General features: G+C 62.5%; 13 protein-coding genes and 1 pseudogene. 6 read left to right on the forward strand and 8 right to left on the reverse strand.

The features are described 5' to 3' along the window. From UCMB321_RS29470 to UCMB321_RS11915, 6 genes are all read right to left on the reverse strand, one after another. Positions 1-664 (reverse strand): SH3 domain-containing protein (locus UCMB321_RS29470; RefSeq protein ID WP_157015927.1); only part of this gene is annotated, 664 nt, incomplete at its 3' end. 91 nt (positions 665-755) lie between these two features. Continuing rightward, a complete protein-coding gene (locus tag UCMB321_RS11895; protein WP_040066823.1) occupies positions 756-1,967 on the reverse strand; it encodes an MFS transporter in 1,212 nt (403 codons plus the stop codon). Between the two features lie 152 nt (positions 1,968-2,119). Continuing rightward, a complete protein-coding gene (locus UCMB321_RS11900) occupies positions 2,120-3,001 on the reverse strand; it encodes a chromate resistance protein ChrB domain-containing protein (protein WP_052451158.1) in 882 nt (293 codons plus the stop codon). Positions 3,002-3,161: 160 nt separating this feature from the next. Next, positions 3,162-4,184, reverse strand: coding sequence for a beta-propeller fold lactonase family protein (locus UCMB321_RS11905; protein WP_040066829.1), 1,023 nt, complete (start codon positions 4,182-4,184; stop codon positions 3,162-3,164). A gap of 112 nt (positions 4,185-4,296) precedes the next feature. Beyond that, entirely contained in the window at positions 4,297-5,460 is a 1,164-nt protein-coding gene (locus UCMB321_RS11910) for a chromate transporter (protein ID WP_040066831.1), read from the reverse strand. 312 nt (positions 5,461-5,772) lie between these two features. After that, positions 5,773-6,147, reverse strand: a complete 375-nt coding sequence (locus UCMB321_RS11915; RefSeq protein ID WP_040066833.1) for a tautomerase family protein — start codon at positions 6,145-6,147, stop codon at positions 5,773-5,775. A gap of 107 nt (positions 6,148-6,254) precedes the next feature. Between UCMB321_RS11915 and UCMB321_RS11920 the strand changes: the two genes are divergently transcribed. The 4 genes from UCMB321_RS11920 to rarD all read left to right on the forward strand — a co-directional run bounded on the left by UCMB321_RS11920 (position 6,255) and on the right by rarD (position 10,571). Further along, the gene (locus UCMB321_RS11920) at positions 6,255-7,121 is read left to right on the forward strand and encodes a LysR substrate-binding domain-containing protein (RefSeq protein ID WP_040066836.1); all 867 of its coding nucleotides are present in this window, start codon (positions 6,255-6,257) and stop codon (positions 7,119-7,121) included. A gap of 81 nt (positions 7,122-7,202) precedes the next feature. After that, on the forward strand, positions 7,203-8,645 hold the full coding sequence (locus UCMB321_RS11925; RefSeq protein WP_040066837.1) for a SulP family inorganic anion transporter: 1,443 nt from the start codon (positions 7,203-7,205) through the stop codon (positions 8,643-8,645). Between the two features lie 65 nt (positions 8,646-8,710). Then, the gene (locus UCMB321_RS11930) at positions 8,711-9,685 is read left to right on the forward strand and encodes a class I SAM-dependent methyltransferase (protein ID WP_052451152.1); all 975 of its coding nucleotides are present in this window, start codon (positions 8,711-8,713) and stop codon (positions 9,683-9,685) included. Between the two features lie 7 nt (positions 9,686-9,692). Then, complete coding sequence (gene rarD, locus UCMB321_RS11935; protein WP_040066839.1) at positions 9,693-10,571, forward strand: EamA family transporter RarD; 879 nt, start codon at positions 9,693-9,695, stop codon at positions 10,569-10,571. Here the strand turns inward: rarD and UCMB321_RS30030 are convergent. Together UCMB321_RS30030 and UCMB321_RS11945 are read right to left on the reverse strand one after the other, a co-directional pair. Further along, positions 10,561-11,829, reverse strand: a pseudogene (locus tag UCMB321_RS30030) (ATP-binding protein); the annotation flags it as partial. The gene rarD and the pseudogene UCMB321_RS30030 overlap by 11 nt on opposite strands. Before the next feature lie 4 nt (positions 11,830-11,833). Beyond that, a complete protein-coding gene (locus UCMB321_RS11945; protein WP_040066844.1) occupies positions 11,834-12,535 on the reverse strand; it encodes a response regulator transcription factor in 702 nt (233 codons plus the stop codon). A 154-nt stretch (positions 12,536-12,689) separates the two neighbouring features. Between UCMB321_RS11945 and UCMB321_RS11950 the strand changes: the two genes are divergently transcribed. Together UCMB321_RS11950 and UCMB321_RS11955 are read left to right on the forward strand one after the other, a co-directional pair. After that, positions 12,690-13,847: an efflux RND transporter periplasmic adaptor subunit gene (locus tag UCMB321_RS11950; RefSeq protein ID WP_040066846.1), complete on the forward strand. Its 1,158-nt coding sequence runs from the start codon at positions 12,690-12,692 to the stop codon at positions 13,845-13,847. A gap of 2 nt (positions 13,848-13,849) precedes the next feature. After that, the gene (locus UCMB321_RS11955; protein ID WP_052451153.1) at positions 13,850-17,008 is read left to right on the forward strand and encodes an efflux RND transporter permease subunit; all 3,159 of its coding nucleotides are present in this window, start codon (positions 13,850-13,852) and stop codon (positions 17,006-17,008) included. The last annotated feature ends 45 nt before the right edge of the window (positions 17,009-17,053 follow it).

The following is a 17,053-nucleotide window of genomic DNA, read 5'->3' on the forward strand; positions in this document are numbered from 1 at the left end:
GTTGCGGCAGCAGCTGCGGTTGTTGCTGCAACTGATGCGGCAGCTGTCCCGTCTCATGCTGCTGTTGAGGCAACCTCTGTTGCAGCAGCGGCTGCGGTTGTTGCTGCGGCTGATGCGGTAGCTGTCCCGACTCGTGCCGCTGTTGGGGCTGTCTCTGTTGCGGCAGCGGCTGCGGTTGTTGCTGCGGCTGATGCAGTAACTGTCCCGCCTCGTGTCGCTGTTGGAGCAGTCTCTGTTGCGGCTGCTGCGGTCGTGAAAGCCTGTGTATGTGACGCCAGTGAGCACGATGGCGGAACCAGTCCCGATCGCGGTAGTGACGACTCCAGTAGCTGTCGAAGCCGAAGATCAGAATGGGCATACCTATCTGGGCGCCATAGTCGGGGACTACCACGCGCCGTCCGGCGTAATCGTACTCAAGTAAGTTGCCCGCTATCCAACCGCGTTCGCCATGCCAGCTGACATCGCACCACTGCCAGTCGCTGAGGCAACCATAGATCGTCAGCCTCGAGCCCCGAGGTACGGTCACGATGGGCGGATAGGCGAGGTCCGGGCCGGTTCTGAGGACGCTGTTGGAAGCGGTGTAGGCAAACTGGTCCTGGGCAAAGGTCACGGGAGTGAACAGGGACGCAAGCACTCCAATGATCAAGTAGATAATCGGTTTCATGTCTCGGGCCCTCTGTACCGAGAAATCATTTTACATCCGATTTTCAACCCGTTGACCGAAGGCTTCGTGCTCGCTCTTGTCCAGGTCGGATCTAGCGCTTCTGGCCGCTTTCTTCTGGCGGCCGTATATTCCGAAACATACCCAGCAGCAGTAAGTCGTAGGTGATCTTCAAACCGCCGGCTATTACCAATGGCCAACCAAAGGTCGATAAGCCAAGCAAATAACCGGCAAGCAGCGGGCTCAACGCTGAAGCCAGGCTACGTGGGACCGTCGTAATACTGGCTGCAGCTGCCCGCTCCTCACGCGGCACGATTGCCATGATGTAGGAGCTACGGGTCGGCACATCCATTTGCGACAACGCGCTGCGTGCAAGCAGCAGGATGATTGCCAGGCTCAATGTCGGCATCAGAGGGATCAGAATCAGGAACAGGCTGGAGGGTAAGTGGGTAAACACCATCGTATTCACGAGTCCGAACCGATCGGCAATGCGATTCGCCGCCAGATATGAAAACGCCGTCAAGACTCCAGTCCAGAAAAAAATCTCGCCTGCGACCGTGGTGGAAAGCTGAAACTTCTGGAAAAGCCACAAGGCGATCATCGACTGCACCACAAAGCCGCCCCCGAACGCATCCAGGCTGAACAAGGCTGCGAGGGTATAAACGACCCGTTTCGATTTTTGTAACGGTGCGGCCGATGCCTTGTGCTCGTCTGTGCCAATCTCCCGAGGCAGCCTGGAATAAATCAACGCCGATGCCAATCCCAATACACCGTAAAGGATAAACATCGCTTGTAGCGCGCCTTTCTTATCCAGCCTGGATGTCGCGACTATCCAATCAGGCGCACCCGCGAACAGTGCCCCCAATGCGCCAGCCAACGCAGCGGTCAGACTATAGCGGGCAAACACCGCCGTGCGCCGACGTTCGTCCACCAAGCCGGAGAGCACGGCGTGCTCTAGCGGCAAGAATACGCTGACATCGCCGCTGGACGGATTCAATGTCCCGACAATGGCAATCACCAGCAAAGGCCAGAAATCAGTGAACGCCGCAAAACCAAAACCGGTTGCCGTCATGAGCAGCGCGGCCATCAGCAGCAACAGGCGGTAGGTAAAATGATGAGCATAGAGGCCAACCAGGAGCGTCAATACGCCTGAGCCTAACAGCGTGCCGGTGGCGATCATCCCAACTTGAAGCGGCTGCATGCCTAATGCCAGCAGATAAAGTGGCAGCAGCAAGCTGACGTAACCGTCGGCGAATGCCCGCAAGCCCCGCACGCATAGCAGACGGGAAAGGACCGGCGAGTTCATTTAACCCAACATGCGGTACTTTTTCCGGTGCTCATGCTCGTCCCACCCGCTGGGCGGCCTCGATGGGGCAAGCAATGCGGTCGATTTTCGGCCGCTCACGGGTAATCCATTTCATGAATTGACCTCTCTTTCGTTACGCTGCGGGTTGACTCCTACAGCGGGACGCCTTTGTTGAAGTTGGCCAACAGGCCGTCAAAGACGGCAGATGCCACAACCAGCAGTTGGTCATCGTCGGTGATCGCTTCGCGTAGTCCGGCCAGTACACTTTCCACCCCCGTGGCTTCCGGGGGTTGAACGCCACCGACGTCGAGGTAATGCACGAGCAGGCCAATTCTTGTGAGCCCGAGTTGTTCCAGCGCAAAACTCTCCAATAGGACTTCGAAGGTCACTCGACTGCCGACATGGCCAAACCTCGCACCGTCGAAGTCAAAGCCGAGCGCATTGGCTGGACATTCGTCCGGGCTGGATAGCCAAAGGAGCTTGGCTTGGGGATCAATAAAACGTCGGATCAACCACGCACTGGCCAATCGATCCACCCACGGTCGTTGCCGCGTCGCCCAGGTGCGACCCTGGTAGTCGGCCATACTCAGCCTTGCGATGGCGCCTTCGACCCCGTGCGGCTCATCTGGAAACAAGGTACGGGAACAGGCCAGCTCTAATTCTTTCAGCGCGCTGTTGATCTGGAGTTGTGCCTCGCCGGGGAAGAAGTCGATATCCGATAGGCTGGCGAAGGACTTTCGCAGCCTGCGGGCCTGCTTGAGTATGTCCTGTACGGACTCCGTGGTTAGCGCGTCACGCGCCTGCGTCACTTCGCTCAGTAGCGCTGCGAAGTCCTCGCTACGGTCAAACAGGTCGATGAAGTTCGCACCTTCCGGCTCCTCGGTGCTCAGTACCAATGCGGTCCCCCCCCCATTGCGCACATCGACCGCCAAGCCATCCATTGTTGTTCGACACACCTCCCGCTCGGGCATCAGATAGACACCGTCGCGCAATACGGCCGCACCCGAGGCTTTGAGGGCTCGCCATATACGCATTCGCGCCGTGGCGTTCTCGGTAGGCAGGGACAGAATGAGAACGATAAATTTCACTTTGCACTACTCACAACATTTATCTGGAGATTGATTCAAATCCACCGAATGGGCGACGACGTGTCCACATCTACTTCCCCTGCCAGTGCCATTGATATCGCCGACCTCAAAGCTTTGCCTGGGTAATGCGCAGCATAGGTTTTCCCTCCAAGGACTTGAGTGGGAAATAGGCCCGATGAGACTCTGGGTCCACCGCAACCACATGGGCATTCGGCCCAAGCCACGCGGAGCCAAGCAGACTCACCGCGTGTTCCTGCACCTTGAGAAGGGTCACCTCTCCCACCTCACTGGCGACGTAGAGCCATCCGAGCGATGCGTCGTACGCCAGAACATCAGGTACGTTCCCCACGTCAAAAGCCGAGAGGATCTGCCGACTCGACAGATCCAACACGAGCAGCTTGTGGTTGCCTTCGCAGGCGATGAAGGCAAGGTGAGTCGGGGCATCGATATACAGGCCGTGGTTTCCTTTCGCGCCTGGCAAATCCGTCCGAGCCACTACCTCGTCTGTCGTCGGGTCGATTTCGATAAGCTGCCGACGCGACTGCACGTTGGCGAAAATGTGTTTCGAGACGGGGTCATATTGCGTATTCCCGACTTCACCACCTAGCGGAATCGTGGCGACTGGCATATTCGAGCGGACATCAATCACTGTGTCGGTACCGCCGCGCTCATCCGAAACATAGAGTTTGTGAACCTCTGGGGCGTAGGCCATACCGTCTGGATAGCCACCGGCCGGTATTCGTGCGGTGATCTTGAAGGTCTTCGCATCGATCACCACCACTTCGTTCGTCCCGGTGGCCGAGGCGTAAATACGGCCCAGTTCCGGAATGGCGAGCACACCGTGGGCCTGGTTGACGTCCGGAATATCCGCGACAACCTTCTGCTGTTGTGTATCGAACACCGTGACCACACTGTCGCCCAAGTGCGCGATGAACAACAGATGAGAATTGGGATCAAGGCTTGCGTAGTCCCAGCGTGTCGTGTGTCCGGAAAGCGGAACATCGGCGACGGTTGACAGCGGGAGACGCTCGCTTGCGCAGGAGTGGTTGAAGGCTGCCGATGAAACTGTCAGTAGAATTGCGAGCCCCAGGAAAACACAGCCCTGTAAACGCTTGCTGTAATCAAACATATCGCCCCTCTAAATCCTCAGTGGTCAAATGTGGGCATGGGCAGTACGGTAACGCTGGTCCACCATCACCTAATGGTTCGGTCATGAACCGAGCACCTGATGTCACCAGGTCTTAGTGATGCAATAAGGGATAAACCAGCAACCCGATCAACGCCGCGCAGATCACGATGACGGGTTCTGGCAGTTTCTTGATTTTCCATAACAGACCAGCCGTTCCCAAGGCCAACAAAGCAGTGGGCACATCGGTGATCGAACGCTGCGCCAGCACCACCACCGAGCCGGCAATGGCACCGACGGCCGCTGCGGTGATGCCATCGACGAACGCGATCAGCGCGGGTAACTTGCCGTACCTATTGAAGTAGGGTGCCGCGATCACCGTGACCAGATAGCACGGTAAAAATGTCGCCACGGCCGCTAGGCAGGCGCCTGGCAAACCACCAATCAAATAACCGATGAAGCCGGTCGTGATCACCACCGGACCGGGGGTAATCATGGCGACCGCCACAGCATCCACGAACTGCTTGTCGTTCAGCCAATGATGCTCAGTGACAATGCCGCCGTAGAGAAAAGGCACAATAGCCAGGCCCGAACCGAACACGAAAGCACCGGCCTTGGTAAAGAACAGCGCGATCTGCAACAGCGTATTGCCATCGGTGGCGACCGCAAGGGCTACATTGGGCATAGCCGTTGGCAGCGCCATCGCGAGATTCGACGCGCTGAATTTCGGCTTGCAGCGAATCAGCCACACCAGCACACCCGCTGCAATGAACAGCCAGGCGATTTCCGATTGCGTGACGATGGTCACGGCGGCTAACAGAATGAAGATGCCCCACAACAGCTTGCTCTTCCCGATGTTCTTGCTGGCGAGTTTGTGCGCGCTGATCGCCATGATGCCGATGACCGCGGCCCCCACGCCATAGAAGACCGATTGCATCCACGAAAGTCCGCCGAACCCGACATACGCCCAGCCCAACGCCAGCACCATCAGGAAGGATGGCAACACAAAGGCGAACCCAGCTACCGTTGCGCCGAGGATGCGATAATGCAAGTAACCTAAGTAGATGCCCAGTTGTGCCGCCAGCGGTCCGGGAGCGATTTGCGCCAGCGCCAGCCCTTCCTTGTAATCCGCCTCGCTGATCCAGCCGCGCCGCTCCACCAGATCTCGATGCATGTAGCCGACCAACGCCACTGGCCCACCAAAGCCGAGCGTCCCCAGGCGCAGAAAATACAGGGTAAGTTGCCATAGGCTGTAAGTGGGCTTGGCTGCGTCAGTCATGGTCACGATTCCGGTTGAGGTCATGCACCGACACACCAAAGCTCTGCCAGCAGTTGCGCTGGTTGCCTCACACACTGCTCGATGTATCAGTCACTACAAAAATGTAGCATAAGCTACGTTAGCCTGTGTACATCCATTCAACCCATCTTTTTGTGTTTCTTAAAAGCCACACATGGAACCGTTATGACACGGGGCTCGCTAGTTTCACGAGCGGACTGTCGACGGCGCCGGACCGTCCCGATCAAACCCGCTTCAACACTTGAGGAGAACACCCGGAGGTTCCACAAGGTGAGATCGGCGCCACTCATGTCATCAATTACCCCGTCCTCCCGCAAAGGACCACTCATCCGCCTGGGTGGTGCTGATCACCACCATGACATCCTCCGGATCGATGCCCGGCGACACGCTCAGGCGCTCCACCAATCGCCGATAAAAGCGTTGTTTCGTGGCCGTATCCCGAGGGCGACCGGCCGTAATGGCGATCAGGACAAAGTCCGCGCTGCGGGGGCCGCCCAGGTAGTGGCTATCGAAGATCAGCTCCCCCACCTCATGCTGGTGAATGACCTGGAAGCGGTCAGTGGCCGGCACCTCGAAGGTCTCCACCAGGGCCTGATGCAGCCCTTCGGACAACAGGCGAAGGTACTCGGGGGACTTGCCCCGATGCAGGGAAATACGGGCGAAAGGCATACGACCTCCAAAGCTGCTGATTTGACGGAGGCAGGTTAAGTCGCCACGATAGTTCCGAATATCAGATTAAACAGAATCAATACTCCCGAATAAGTGGATGATTTCCCATGCGCCATCCCACCTTCGACCTTGATGTACTGCGCACCTTTGTCGCCGGAGTCGAGCTCGGCAGCTTTGCCAAGGCCGCCGACCGCCTCGGGCGCTCGACCTCGGCGGTCAGCGCCCAGCTCAAGAAGCTTGAAAGCCAGGTCGGCAGCGCCGTGCTGGTGAAGTCGGGGCGCGGGTTGATCCTGTCACCGGCCGGCGAGTCGCTGTTCAGCCAGGCCCGGCGCCTGCTGGAACTGAACGACGAGATATTCGCCAGTCTGCGGGACGCCCGCATCGCAGGCACGGTGCGCATCGGCTTGCAGGACGATTTCGCCGAACACCTGCTCAGCGACGTACTACGGCGCTTTTCCAGGGTCCATCCGCTGGTCAGCCTGGAGGTCAGCATTGCCCGCAACGCCGAGTTGCTGGCGCAGATCGAGAATGGCCGCCTGGACCTGGCGCTGGCCTGGGAAACCGACTCAAGCACGCCGTACGCCCTGCGCCTCGGTGAAACCCGCATGCACTGGATCGGCCCGCGCGATCTGCCGGCGCTGCCTCGTTCCGACAACCAGCCCTTGCCCCTGGTGGTGTTCGATGCGCCCTGCATTCTGCGCAGCGCCGCCACCCGCACGCTGGACCAGGCGCGCATTCCCTGGCGAGTGGCACTCACCAGCCCGAGTGTCAGTGGCATCTGGGCTGCCGTATCGGCGGGGCTCGGCGTCACCCTGCGCACCCGCATCGGCCTGCCCGCTCATCTTGCGGTCATTGAAGACCTGCCCCCGCTGCCCATGCTTGGCTATGTCCTTCACCAGGCCCGGGAAGCGCCGACAGCCGCGGTCCGGCAACTGTCCGAGTCGATCCAGGCGAGCCTAGCCGAGCTTCGGTAACTGGCCCAGGCGCATTCAATTGCGTACCATCCGCCCCCTCTTTTCGCCGCCGGCCCTGCCGGCTCGTTTTTCAGGTACGCCATGAAACCCCAACGCCTGCGCGCCGACGCCCTGGCCGGACTGACCACCGCCTTCGCCCTGCTGCCCGAATGCATCGCCTTCGCCCTGGTCGCCCACCTCAATCCGCTGATGGGGCTGTATGGCGCCGTGATCATCTGCACCCTGACCGCGCTGCTGGGCGGGCGCCCTGGCATGATCTCCGGCGCCGCCGGGTCGATGGCGGTGGTGATCGTCGCGCTGGTGGTGCAGCACGGCGTGCAGTACCTGCTCGCCACGGTCCTGTTGGGCGGGCTGATCATGCTCGCCTTCGGCATGCTGCGGCTGGGCAAGCTGGTGCGCATGGTGCCGTATCCGGTGATGCTCGGCTTCGTCAACGGCCTGGCGATCGTCATCGCCCTGGCCCAGCTGGAACACTTCAAGAGCGGCGAATCCTGGCTGAGCGGCACGCCGCTTTATCTGATGAGCGGGCTGGTGGCCCTGACCATGGCCATCGTCTACCTGCTGCCGCGCCTGACCCGCAGCGTGCCGCCGGCACTGGTGGCGATCCTCGGCGTGGGCCTGGCGGTGTACCTGCTCGACCTGCCGACCCGGACCCTCGGCGACATGGCGCATATTGCCGGCGGCCTGCCGGTGCTGGCCCTGCCGCAGTTGCCGTGGAACCTGGAAACCCTGCGGATCGTCGCCCCCTACGCGATATTGATGGCCCTGGTCGGCCTGCTGGAAACCCTGCTGACCCTGAACCTGACCGACGAGATCACCGAAAGCCGCGGTTACCCGGACCGCGAATGCGCGGCACTGGGCGTGGCCAATATGGTCTCCGGACTGCTCGGCGGCATGGGCGGCTGCGCCATGATCGGCCAGACCATGATCAACCTCAGCTCCGGCGGCCGGGGTCGGCTGTCCGGGGTCGTCGCCGGGGTGATGATCCTGCTGTTCATCCTGTTCCTGTCACCCTTTATCGAGCGCATCCCGCTGGCCGCCCTGGTGGGCGTCATGTTCGTGGTCGCGCAACAGACCTTCGCCTGGGCCTCGCTGCGGGTGCTCAACAAGGTGCCATTCAATGACGTGCTGGTGATCATCGCGGTAACCACCATTACCGTGTTCACCGACCTCGCCATCGCCGTGCTCTGCGGCATCGTCATCGCCGCGCTCAACTTCGCCTGGCAGCAGGCCCGGGAACTCTACGCCGACACCCATCTGGAGGCCGACGGCAGCAAGCTTTACCGCCTGCATGGCACCCTGTTCTTTGCCTCGACGACGCCCTTTCTCAACCAGTTCGACCCCGCCAACGATCCGCCCCAGGTAACCCTCGACTGTCGCCATCTGAACTTCGTCGACTACTCGGCCATCGCCGCGTTGAAGACCCTGCGCGAGCGCTACGAGAAGGCCGGCAAGCACCTGCACGTCTTTCACTTGTCCGAGCGCTGCAAACGGCTGCTCAAACGCGCGGGCGCGGATCAATAACCCGCCGTTTTTTTCACCGTTGATAGGGTTAGAATGCCGGCCCTTTTCCTTGCCGGCACTGCCTGATGAACCCCCACGCCCTGTCCATCCTCCACACCCACCTGCTCACGGCCCTGGCGAGCGCCCCGGCGGAAACCCGGCGCCTGTTCCACGGCCGGGGCCGCTGCTGGCCGGGGTTGGAGCAACTGACCGTCGACTGGTTGCAGGGCGTGGTGCTGGTTTCGCTGTTCAAGGAACCGGAGCCGGCACAACTGCAAGCCCTCAAGGACCTGCTGGCAGCGATCAGCCAGTCGCCCGCCTGGCAGGCCAGCGGCGCACGGACCTTGCTGTTGCACCATCGCTACCTGCCCCAGAGCCCCGCCGAATGGCTGGTGGGCGAGGCCATTGACGAGTGGGTGATCACCGAGGGGGGGCTGCGTTATCAGGTCGACCTCGGCAAGAAACAGAACAACGGCCTGTTCCTCGACATGCGCTATGGCCGCGACTGGGTCCGAGCCAATGCCCAGGGGAAGCGGGTGCTGAACCTGTTCGCCTACACCTGCGGCTTTTCCGTGGCGGCGATCGCCGGCGGCGCCGCGCATGTGCTCAACCTGGACATGTCCCGCGCGGCCCTGAGCCGTGGACGCGACAATCATCGCCTGAACGGGCACGACCTGAGCAAGGTGAGCTTTCTCGGCCACGACCTGTTCAAGTCCTGGGGCAAGGTCATCAACAGCGGCCCTTTCGACCTGGTGATCATCGACCCCCCCTCCTTCCAGAAAGGCAGTTTCCTGCTGGGCAAGGACTACCAGCGCGTCCTGCGCCGTCTACCGGAATTGCTCACCCCCGACGGCTGTGTCCTCGCCTGCATGAACGACCCGGCCGTGGGCTCGGACTTTCTCATCGATGGCGTCACCCGTGAAGCGCCGGGGCTGGTGTTCGAACGCCGCCTGGACAACCCGCCGGAGTTTCCCGATATCGACGCCGAAAGCGGATTGAAGGCCTTGCTGTTCAAGCAGGGTGCTATCCTGCCGGAAAAAATCGAATCCACCGTTTCGTGAGGCCGTTGTGTCCCGAGGTATTGTTTTATCGGTGTCGGCGTCCTGCCTATTCGCCGTCATGTATTTCTATACGTCCCTGCTGGCGCCCCTCAACGGTGAAGATATCTTCGGCTGGCGCATGCTCCTGACCGTGCCCTGCATGACGCTGTTCATGCTGGTGTCCGGAGACTGGAAACGCGTGCCCGCGATCCTCGCCCGGGTGCGCCGCGAACCGCTGTTGCCGCTCAAGTTGCTGCTGTCCTCGGTGATGCTCGGCTTCCAGTTGTGGGTGTTCCTCTGGGCGCCGCTCAACGGCCATAGCCTGGATACCGCCCTCGGCTACTTCCTCCTGCCACTGACCATGGTGCTCACCGGACGCATCGTCTACGGCGAGCGTCTGTCGCGTCTGCAAACCCTGGCGGCCCTGCTCGCCCTGTGTGGCGTGCTCAACGAGTTGTATCGGGTCGGCAGCTTTTCCTGGACCACCTTGCTGGTCGCCATCGGCTATCCGATCTACTTCGTGCTGCGGCGGCGCAACGGCACCGACAACCTCGGCGGCCTTTGGCTTGACATGGCGTTGCTACTGCCGGTGGCGTGGTGGTTCGTGCAACACGGTGAACAGGGCTTTGCCGTGGTCAATCTGCGGCCGGCGCTGTATGGGCTGATTCCGTTGCTCGGGCTGATCAGTGCCGCGGCGCTGATCTGCTACCTGTTGGCAAGCCGGATGCTGGCCTTCGGGCTGTTCGGTTTGCTCGGCTATGTGGAGCCCGTATTGCTGGTGATCGTCGCCCTGTTGCTGGGGGAAAGCATCGGCCCCGGAGAATGGCTGACCTACCTGCCGATCTGGCTGGCGGTGGTGGTGTTGGTGCTGGAGGGGGTGAAGCAGGTGCTGGCGCAGCGTCGCTGAACGGTGACTGCTCGGCGGTCAGGGTTCCGCCCTGGGCCTCCAGCGCCCGACGACTGATGGCCAGGCCCAGGCCAAAGCCGCCGGTAGCCCTATCGCGACTGCGGTCCAGGCGATAGAACGGCTCGAAAATCCGCTCCCGGTCCGGCTCGGGAATGCCGATACCGTCGTCATCGACCCATAGCTCGCAGCCTTCCGGACTGACCCTGACGCCGATCTGGATCCGCCGCTCGCAGTAACGCATGGCGTTGCGCAACAGGTTCTGTACCGCCCGCGCGGTCAGGCGCGGATCGAGGACAAAGCGGTCCAGCGAACCGTGCATCAACACGTCCAGCACGGTCTCCGGGGCCTCCAGTTCCTCGTCGAAACTGCCGAGGATACTGTCGACGAACTCGTCCATCGACACCATGACCCGTTCCGGCAGCCGTTCCGGGTTCTGCAAACGGCTATAGGACAACAATTCCAGCACCAGCTCGTCCAGCTCGCGGATATGCGCCACCAATCCTTGCAGACGCTCGCGGGGCGCCGGCGGAAGCTCTTCGGACAAGGCCAGGGCCAGGCCGAAATCCAGGCGGGTCAAGGGGGTGCGCAGCTCATGGGACACCGCGTTGAGCAGGTCTCGCTGCTGGTTGAGCAGGCCTTCGATGTCGGCGGCCATGGTGTCGAACACCGCCGCCAGTTCGCCGATATTGGAGCGTGGCGAAATATTCGTGCGCTCGCTGAGTTGTCCCTGGCCAAGATGCCGGGCGGTCTGCTTGAGGCGCTCCAGGTCGCGCCAGTGCGCGCGCAGCCAGAACAGCAGGCAGGCCAGCAGCGCGGCACCGACCAGCACATTCATGCTCCAGTACAACAGGCTCATGTCCAACGGATCGGGCGGGACCCGCAGCGCCACCGCCCATTGCTCATCCAGTGGCGAGACCTCCAGGTCCGGCGTGCCCCACTCCCCCAGGCGCATCACTTCCTCGCCGCCGCGCAGGCGTTGCTGCTCGGACACGCTGAAGCTTGTCTCATCGATGCCGACCAAGCTGACCTGCAACGGCGCGAAACGCTGGTCCAGTCCTGCGGCTATTGCCGGCCACTGGTCTTTCGGAACCTGGCGAAACTGTTCGAGCAACAAGCTCTGCGAGCCCCGGGACTGCTCCAGGTTGTAGCGCATGAAGCGCTCGTGAAAGACCCCGATCACCAGTTCAGGCACCAGGTAGATCGCCGCGCTGAAGGTGACGATGGTGATCAGGTACAGCCGCACCAGGATCTTCAGCATCGTTTCAGTACTCCCACTCGGAGCGGCTGAACAGGTAGCCCTTGCCCCAGACGGTCTTGATCTTGCGCGCCTCGCCGGCATGGTCGTCGAACTTGCGGCGCAACTTGGAAATCGCCACGTCCACCGAGCGGTCGGTGCCGTTGAACTCGATACCGCGCAGACGCTGGAGAATCTGGTCGCGACTGAGCACTTCGCCGGCATGCCGGGCCAGCACCACCAGCAGGTTGTACTCGCCGCTGGACAGCTCCACAGGCTGCTCGCGCCAGGTCACGTTGCGTTCCGACAGGTCGATGCACAGGTTGCCCATCAGGATCCGGTCGCTGGCCACTTGCGGATCGGCCAGGCTGCTGCGGCGCAGCAGGGTCCGCACCCGGGCCAGCAGCACCCGGGGTTCGCAGGGTTTGGTCACGTAGTCGTCAGCGCCCATCTCCAGGCCCAGCACCTGGTCATGGCTGTCGTCGCGGGCGGTGAGCATCAGGATCGGCAGTGTCGCCGAATCGGCGCGCAGCAGGCGGCACACCTGCAGGCCATCGAGGCCCGGCAGCATCAGGTCGAGGATCACCAGGTCCGGCGGGTTCTGTCGCGCGCGCTCACACACCTGGTCGCCACGGGCCAATACATTGACATGGTAGCCGTTGCGCTCCAGGTAGCTGGCGATCAATTCACTGAGGGCGCTGTCGTCTTCGACCAGCAAAATGGTAGGCATAGATAAATTTACAAAGCGGAAAACCGTGAAGGATATACGCCCACGCGCACCTGAGCGCATTAGCTTCACACTTTTTCACCAACACCCTACAGAGCTTCACAGCAGCGCGTGAGCACGGCCCTTAGCATGCGAGGGTCATTATTGGGACTCCGTTATGTTGAAGAAGCTGTTTGCCCCGCTATGCCTGTCGGCCCTGGTGCTGGCCCTGAGCGCCTGTGACAAAGCCGCGAACACCGCGCAGACACCGCCGCTGCCCAAGGTTCGGGTCGAGACGCTCACGAGCCAGAGCCTGTCCATCAACAGCGAGTTGAGCGGCCGCATCGCCGCGCCGCGCATCGCCGAAGTCCGCGCGCGGGTCGCCGGCGTGGTGCTGCAGCAGGTATTTCGCGAAGGCAGCGACGTGAAACAGGGCGACGTGTTGTTCCGCATCGACCCGGCGCCGTTCAAGGCCGACCTCGACAGCGCGGTCGCCAGCCTGCAGAAGGCCGAGGCCAATGCCTTCCAGACCCGCCTGCAGCACCAGCGCTACCGTGAGCTGGTGGACAGCCATGCCATCAGCCGCCAGGACTACGACAACGCCGAAGCCGCCGCGCGCCAGAGCGCCGCCGACGTCGCCGCGAACAAGGCCGCCGTGCAGCGGGCCAGGCTCAACCTCGGCTACGCCACCGTCACCGCGCCGATTTCCGGGCGCATCGGCCGGGCACTGGTGACCGAAGGCGCCCTGGTGGGCCAGAACGAGACCACCGCCCTGGCGCTGATCCAGCAGTTGAATCCGATCCACGCCGACCTGACCCAATCGACCCGCGAGCTCAATGAGCTGCGCCGCGCCCTGCGGGCCGGGCAGTTGCAGCAGGTCGGGCAGAACCAGGCCAAGGCCACGCTGATCCAGGACGACGGTAGCGCCTATCCGCTGCCGGGCAAATTGCTGTTCACCGACATCAGCGTCGACCCCGGCACCGGCCAGGTGATCCTGCGCAGCGAATTCCCCAACCCGGACCTCGACCTGCTGCCCGGCAGTTTCGTCCGGGTCCGCGTCGAGCAGGCGGTGAACCGCGAAGCCATCACCGTGCCGCAACGCGCCATCCAGCGTGACAGCGCCGGGATCGCCCAGGTGCTGCGGGTGGACGCCGAACAGCGGATCAGCCAGCAGCCGGTGCAATTGGGATCGGTGCAGAACGATCGTTGGATCGTCACCGAAGGCCTCAAGCCCGGCGACCGTATCGTCGTCGAAGGCCTGCAACACGCCCGTCCCGGCGAGCAGGTGCAGATCGACGACAGCCCCCTTCCCCTCGCCCAGTCCAAAGGACAGTGAGCATGCCGCATTTCTTTATCGACCGCCCGGTGTTCGCCTGGGTGGTCGCCTTGTTCATCCTGTTGGCCGGCGCCCTGGCCATCCCGCAGTTGCCGGTGGCGCAGTACCCCAACGTTGCGCCACCCAAGGTGGAAATCCAGACGGTCTACCCGGGCGCCTCGGCCCAGACCGTGGATGAAAGCGTGGTCAGCCTGATCGAGCAGGAGCTCAATGGCGCCGACCACCTGTTGTACTTCGAATCCCAGAGCAGCCTGGGCAGCGCCACCATCACCGCCACCTTCCAGCCGGGCACCAACCCGGAAATGGCCCAGGTGGATGTGCAGAACCGCTTGAAAGCCGTGGAGCCGCGCCTGCCGGCCGCCGTGACCCAGCAAGGCCTGAAGGTGGAGAAGGTCTCCGCCGGCTTCCTGCTGCTCGCCACCCTCACCTCCAGCGACGGCAAGTACGACGAAAGCGCCCTCAGCGACTACCTGGCGCGCAACGTGATGAACGAGATCAAGCGTCTCGACGGTGTCGGCAAGGCCCAGTTGTATGGCGCCGAACGGGCCATGCGGATCTGGATCGACCCGCAGAAGCTGGTGGGTTTCAACCTGACTCCGGCGGACGTCAGCGCCGCCGTGGCCGGGCAGAACGCCCAGGTCTCGGCGGGCAGCATCGGCGACCTGCCGGCCCGCCCGACCCAGGAAATCAACGCCGCGGTGCTGGTCAAGGGCCAGTTGAGCACACCGCGGGAGTTCGCCGATATCGTCCTGCGGGCCAATCCCGACGGCTCCACGGTGCGCATCGGCGATGTCGCCCGGGTGGAAATCGGCAGCCAGGACTACCAGTACGGCACCCGCCTGAACGGCAAGCCGTCCACCGCCTTCAGCGTCCAGCTGAGCCCCGGCGCCAACGCCCTGCACACCGCGACGCTGGTGCGCGCCAAGCTCGACGAGCTGTCGCGCTACTTCCCGGCCGGGGTCGAATACAAGATTCCCTACGACACCTCGCCGTTCGTCAAGGTCTCGATCACCAAGGTGGTCTACACCCTGGGCGAAGCCATGTTGCTGGTGTTCGCGGTGATGTTCCTGTTCCTGCAGAACATCCGCTACACCCTGATCCCGACCCTGGTGGTGCCGGTGGCGCTGATGGGCACCTTCGCAACCATGCTCGCCCTGGGTTTCTCGATCAACGTGCTGACCATGTTCGGCATGGTGCTGGCCATCGGCATCCTGGTGGACGACGCCATCGTGGTGGTGGAGAACGTCGAACGGATCATGGCCAGCGAAGGGTTGTCGCCACGGGACGCCACCCGCAAGGCCATGGGCCAGATCAGCGGCGCCATCGTCGGCATCACCCTGGTGCTGGTGGCGGTGTTCATTCCCATGGCCTTCATGCAGGGCTCGGTGGGGGTGATCTACCAGCAGTTCTCGTTGTCCATGGCGACCTCGATCCTGTTCTCGGCCTTCCTCGCCCTGACCCTGACCCCGGCACTCTGCGCCACCCTGCTCAAGCCCATTGCCCAGGGTGAACATCATGCCAAGGGCGGCTTCTTCGGTGCCTTCAACCGGCGTTTCGAGCAACTGAGCAATAAATATGAAGGCTGGGTGGTGTATGCGCTGAAACGCAGCGGCCGCTACCTGCTGGTCTATGGCCTGCTGCTGGTACTGCTGGGGCTGTGCTTCATGCGCCTGCCCGCCTCCTTCCTGCCGGTGGAAGACCAGGGCTACACCATCACCGATATCCAGTTGCCACCTGGCGCGAGCCAGAACCGCACGGTCAAGGTGGTGGAACAGATCGAGGCCCATAACGCCACGGAACCGGGGGTCGGCGACACCACCATGATCCTCGGCTTCAGCTTCTCCGGCAGCGGCCAGAACGCCGCGCTGGCCTTCACCACCTTGAAGGACTGGTCGCTACGCGGCGCCCAGGACTCGGCGCAAGCCATTGCCGACCGCGCCAACCTGGCCCTGGGCGACATCAAGGACGCCGTGGCCTACGCCATCCTGCCGCCGCCGGTGGATGGCCTCGGCACCTCCAGCGGCTTCGAGTTCCGCTTGCAGGACCGTGGCGGCATCGGCTATGAGGCGCTGATGAAAGCCCGTAGCCAGTTGCTGGCGGCAGCGGAAAACAGCCCGGTGCTGGCCAACGTCCGCGAAAGCGCCCTGGCCGAAGCGCCGCAGGTGCAACTGCAGGTCGACCGCCAGCAGGCCAACGCGCTGGGGGGATCGTTTGCCGACATCGGCGCACTGCTCTCCACCGCGCTGGGCTCGGCCTATGTCAACGATTTCCCGAACCAGGGGCGTATGCAACGGGTGGTGATCCAGGCCGAAGGTGACCAGCGCAGCCAGGTGGCCGACCTGCTGAAGATCCATGTGCGCAACAGCAGCGGGAAAATGGTGCCGCTGTCGGCCTTTGTTCAGGCCCACTGGACCCAGGGTCCGGCGCAACTGACCCGCTACAACGGCTATCCGGCCATTGCCATTTCCGGCGAGCCCAAGGCCGGACACAGCACCGGGCAGGCCATGGCGGAAATGGAGCGACTGGTGACCCAACTGCCGAGCGGGCTTGGCCTGGAATGGACCGGATTGTCGTTGCAGGAACGCTTGTCCGGATCCCAGGCGACGATGCTGCTGGGGCTGTCGCTGCTGGTGGTGTTCCTCTGCCTGGCGGCACTGTATGAAAGCTGGTCGATCCCGACCTCGGTGCTGCTGGTGGTGCCGCTGGGGGTGCTCGGCGCAGTGCTGGCGGTGACCTTGCGCGGGATGCCCAACGATGTGTTCTTCAAGGTCGGCCTGATCACCATCATCGGCCTGTCGGCGAAGAACGCGATCCTGATCATCGAGTTCGCCAAGAGCCTCTACGACGAGGGCCATGATCTGCTGGACGCAACGGTGCAGGCGGCTCGCCTGCGATTACGCCCGATCATCATGACCTCCCTGGCCTTCATCCTCGGCGTGGTGCCGCTGGCGATTGCCACCGGGGCCAGTTCGGCAAGCCAGCAGGCCATCGGCACCGGGGTGATCGGCGGGATGATCACGGCGACGCTGGCGGTGCTGTTCGTACCGGTGTTCTTTGTGGTGGTGATGAAACTGGCTGGAGTCAGGGGCCAAGGCTCGTCGAGCCCGGCACCGGCGCTGGGCGCCGATCCGGAAGCAGGAGGTGATCGTCGTTTCGGGTGAAACCCATCCAACCTGTATATACAGATAAAAATTCCCCTGCAGTCC

It is taken from the genome of Pseudomonas batumici, assembly GCF_000820515.1.
In the GTDB taxonomy this organism is placed as follows: Bacteria; Pseudomonadota; Gammaproteobacteria; order Pseudomonadales; family Pseudomonadaceae; genus Aquipseudomonas; species Aquipseudomonas batumici.

Bases quoted from the DNA above. Each gene is read 5' to 3' on its own strand.
- UCMB321_RS11895 (WP_040066823.1), bottom strand. From the start codon at position 1,967: ATGAACTCGCCGGTCCTTTCCCGTCTGCTATGCGTGCGGGGCTTGCGG.
- UCMB321_RS11900 (WP_052451158.1), bottom strand. From the start codon at position 3,001: ATGCGTATATGGCGAGCCCTCAAAGCCTCGGGTGCGGCCGTATTGCGC.
- UCMB321_RS11905 (WP_040066829.1), bottom strand. From the start codon at position 4,184: ATGTTTGATTACAGCAAGCGTTTACAGGGCTGTGTTTTCCTGGGGCTC.
- UCMB321_RS11910 (WP_040066831.1), bottom strand. From the start codon at position 5,460: ATGACTGACGCAGCCAAGCCCACTTACAGCCTATGGCAACTTACCCTG.
- UCMB321_RS11915 (WP_040066833.1), bottom strand. From the start codon at position 6,147: ATGCCTTTCGCCCGTATTTCCCTGCATCGGGGCAAGTCCCCCGAGTAC.
- UCMB321_RS11920 (WP_040066836.1), top strand. From the start codon at position 6,255: ATGCGCCATCCCACCTTCGACCTTGATGTACTGCGCACCTTTGTCGCC.
- UCMB321_RS11925 (WP_040066837.1), top strand. From the start codon at position 7,203: ATGAAACCCCAACGCCTGCGCGCCGACGCCCTGGCCGGACTGACCACC.
- UCMB321_RS11930 (WP_052451152.1), top strand. From the start codon at position 8,711: ATGAACCCCCACGCCCTGTCCATCCTCCACACCCACCTGCTCACGGCC.
- UCMB321_RS11945 (WP_040066844.1), bottom strand. From the start codon at position 12,535: ATGCCTACCATTTTGCTGGTCGAAGACGACAGCGCCCTCAGTGAATTG.
- UCMB321_RS11950 (WP_040066846.1), top strand. From the start codon at position 12,690: ATGTTGAAGAAGCTGTTTGCCCCGCTATGCCTGTCGGCCCTGGTGCTG.
- UCMB321_RS11955 (WP_052451153.1), top strand. From the start codon at position 13,850: ATGCCGCATTTCTTTATCGACCGCCCGGTGTTCGCCTGGGTGGTCGCC.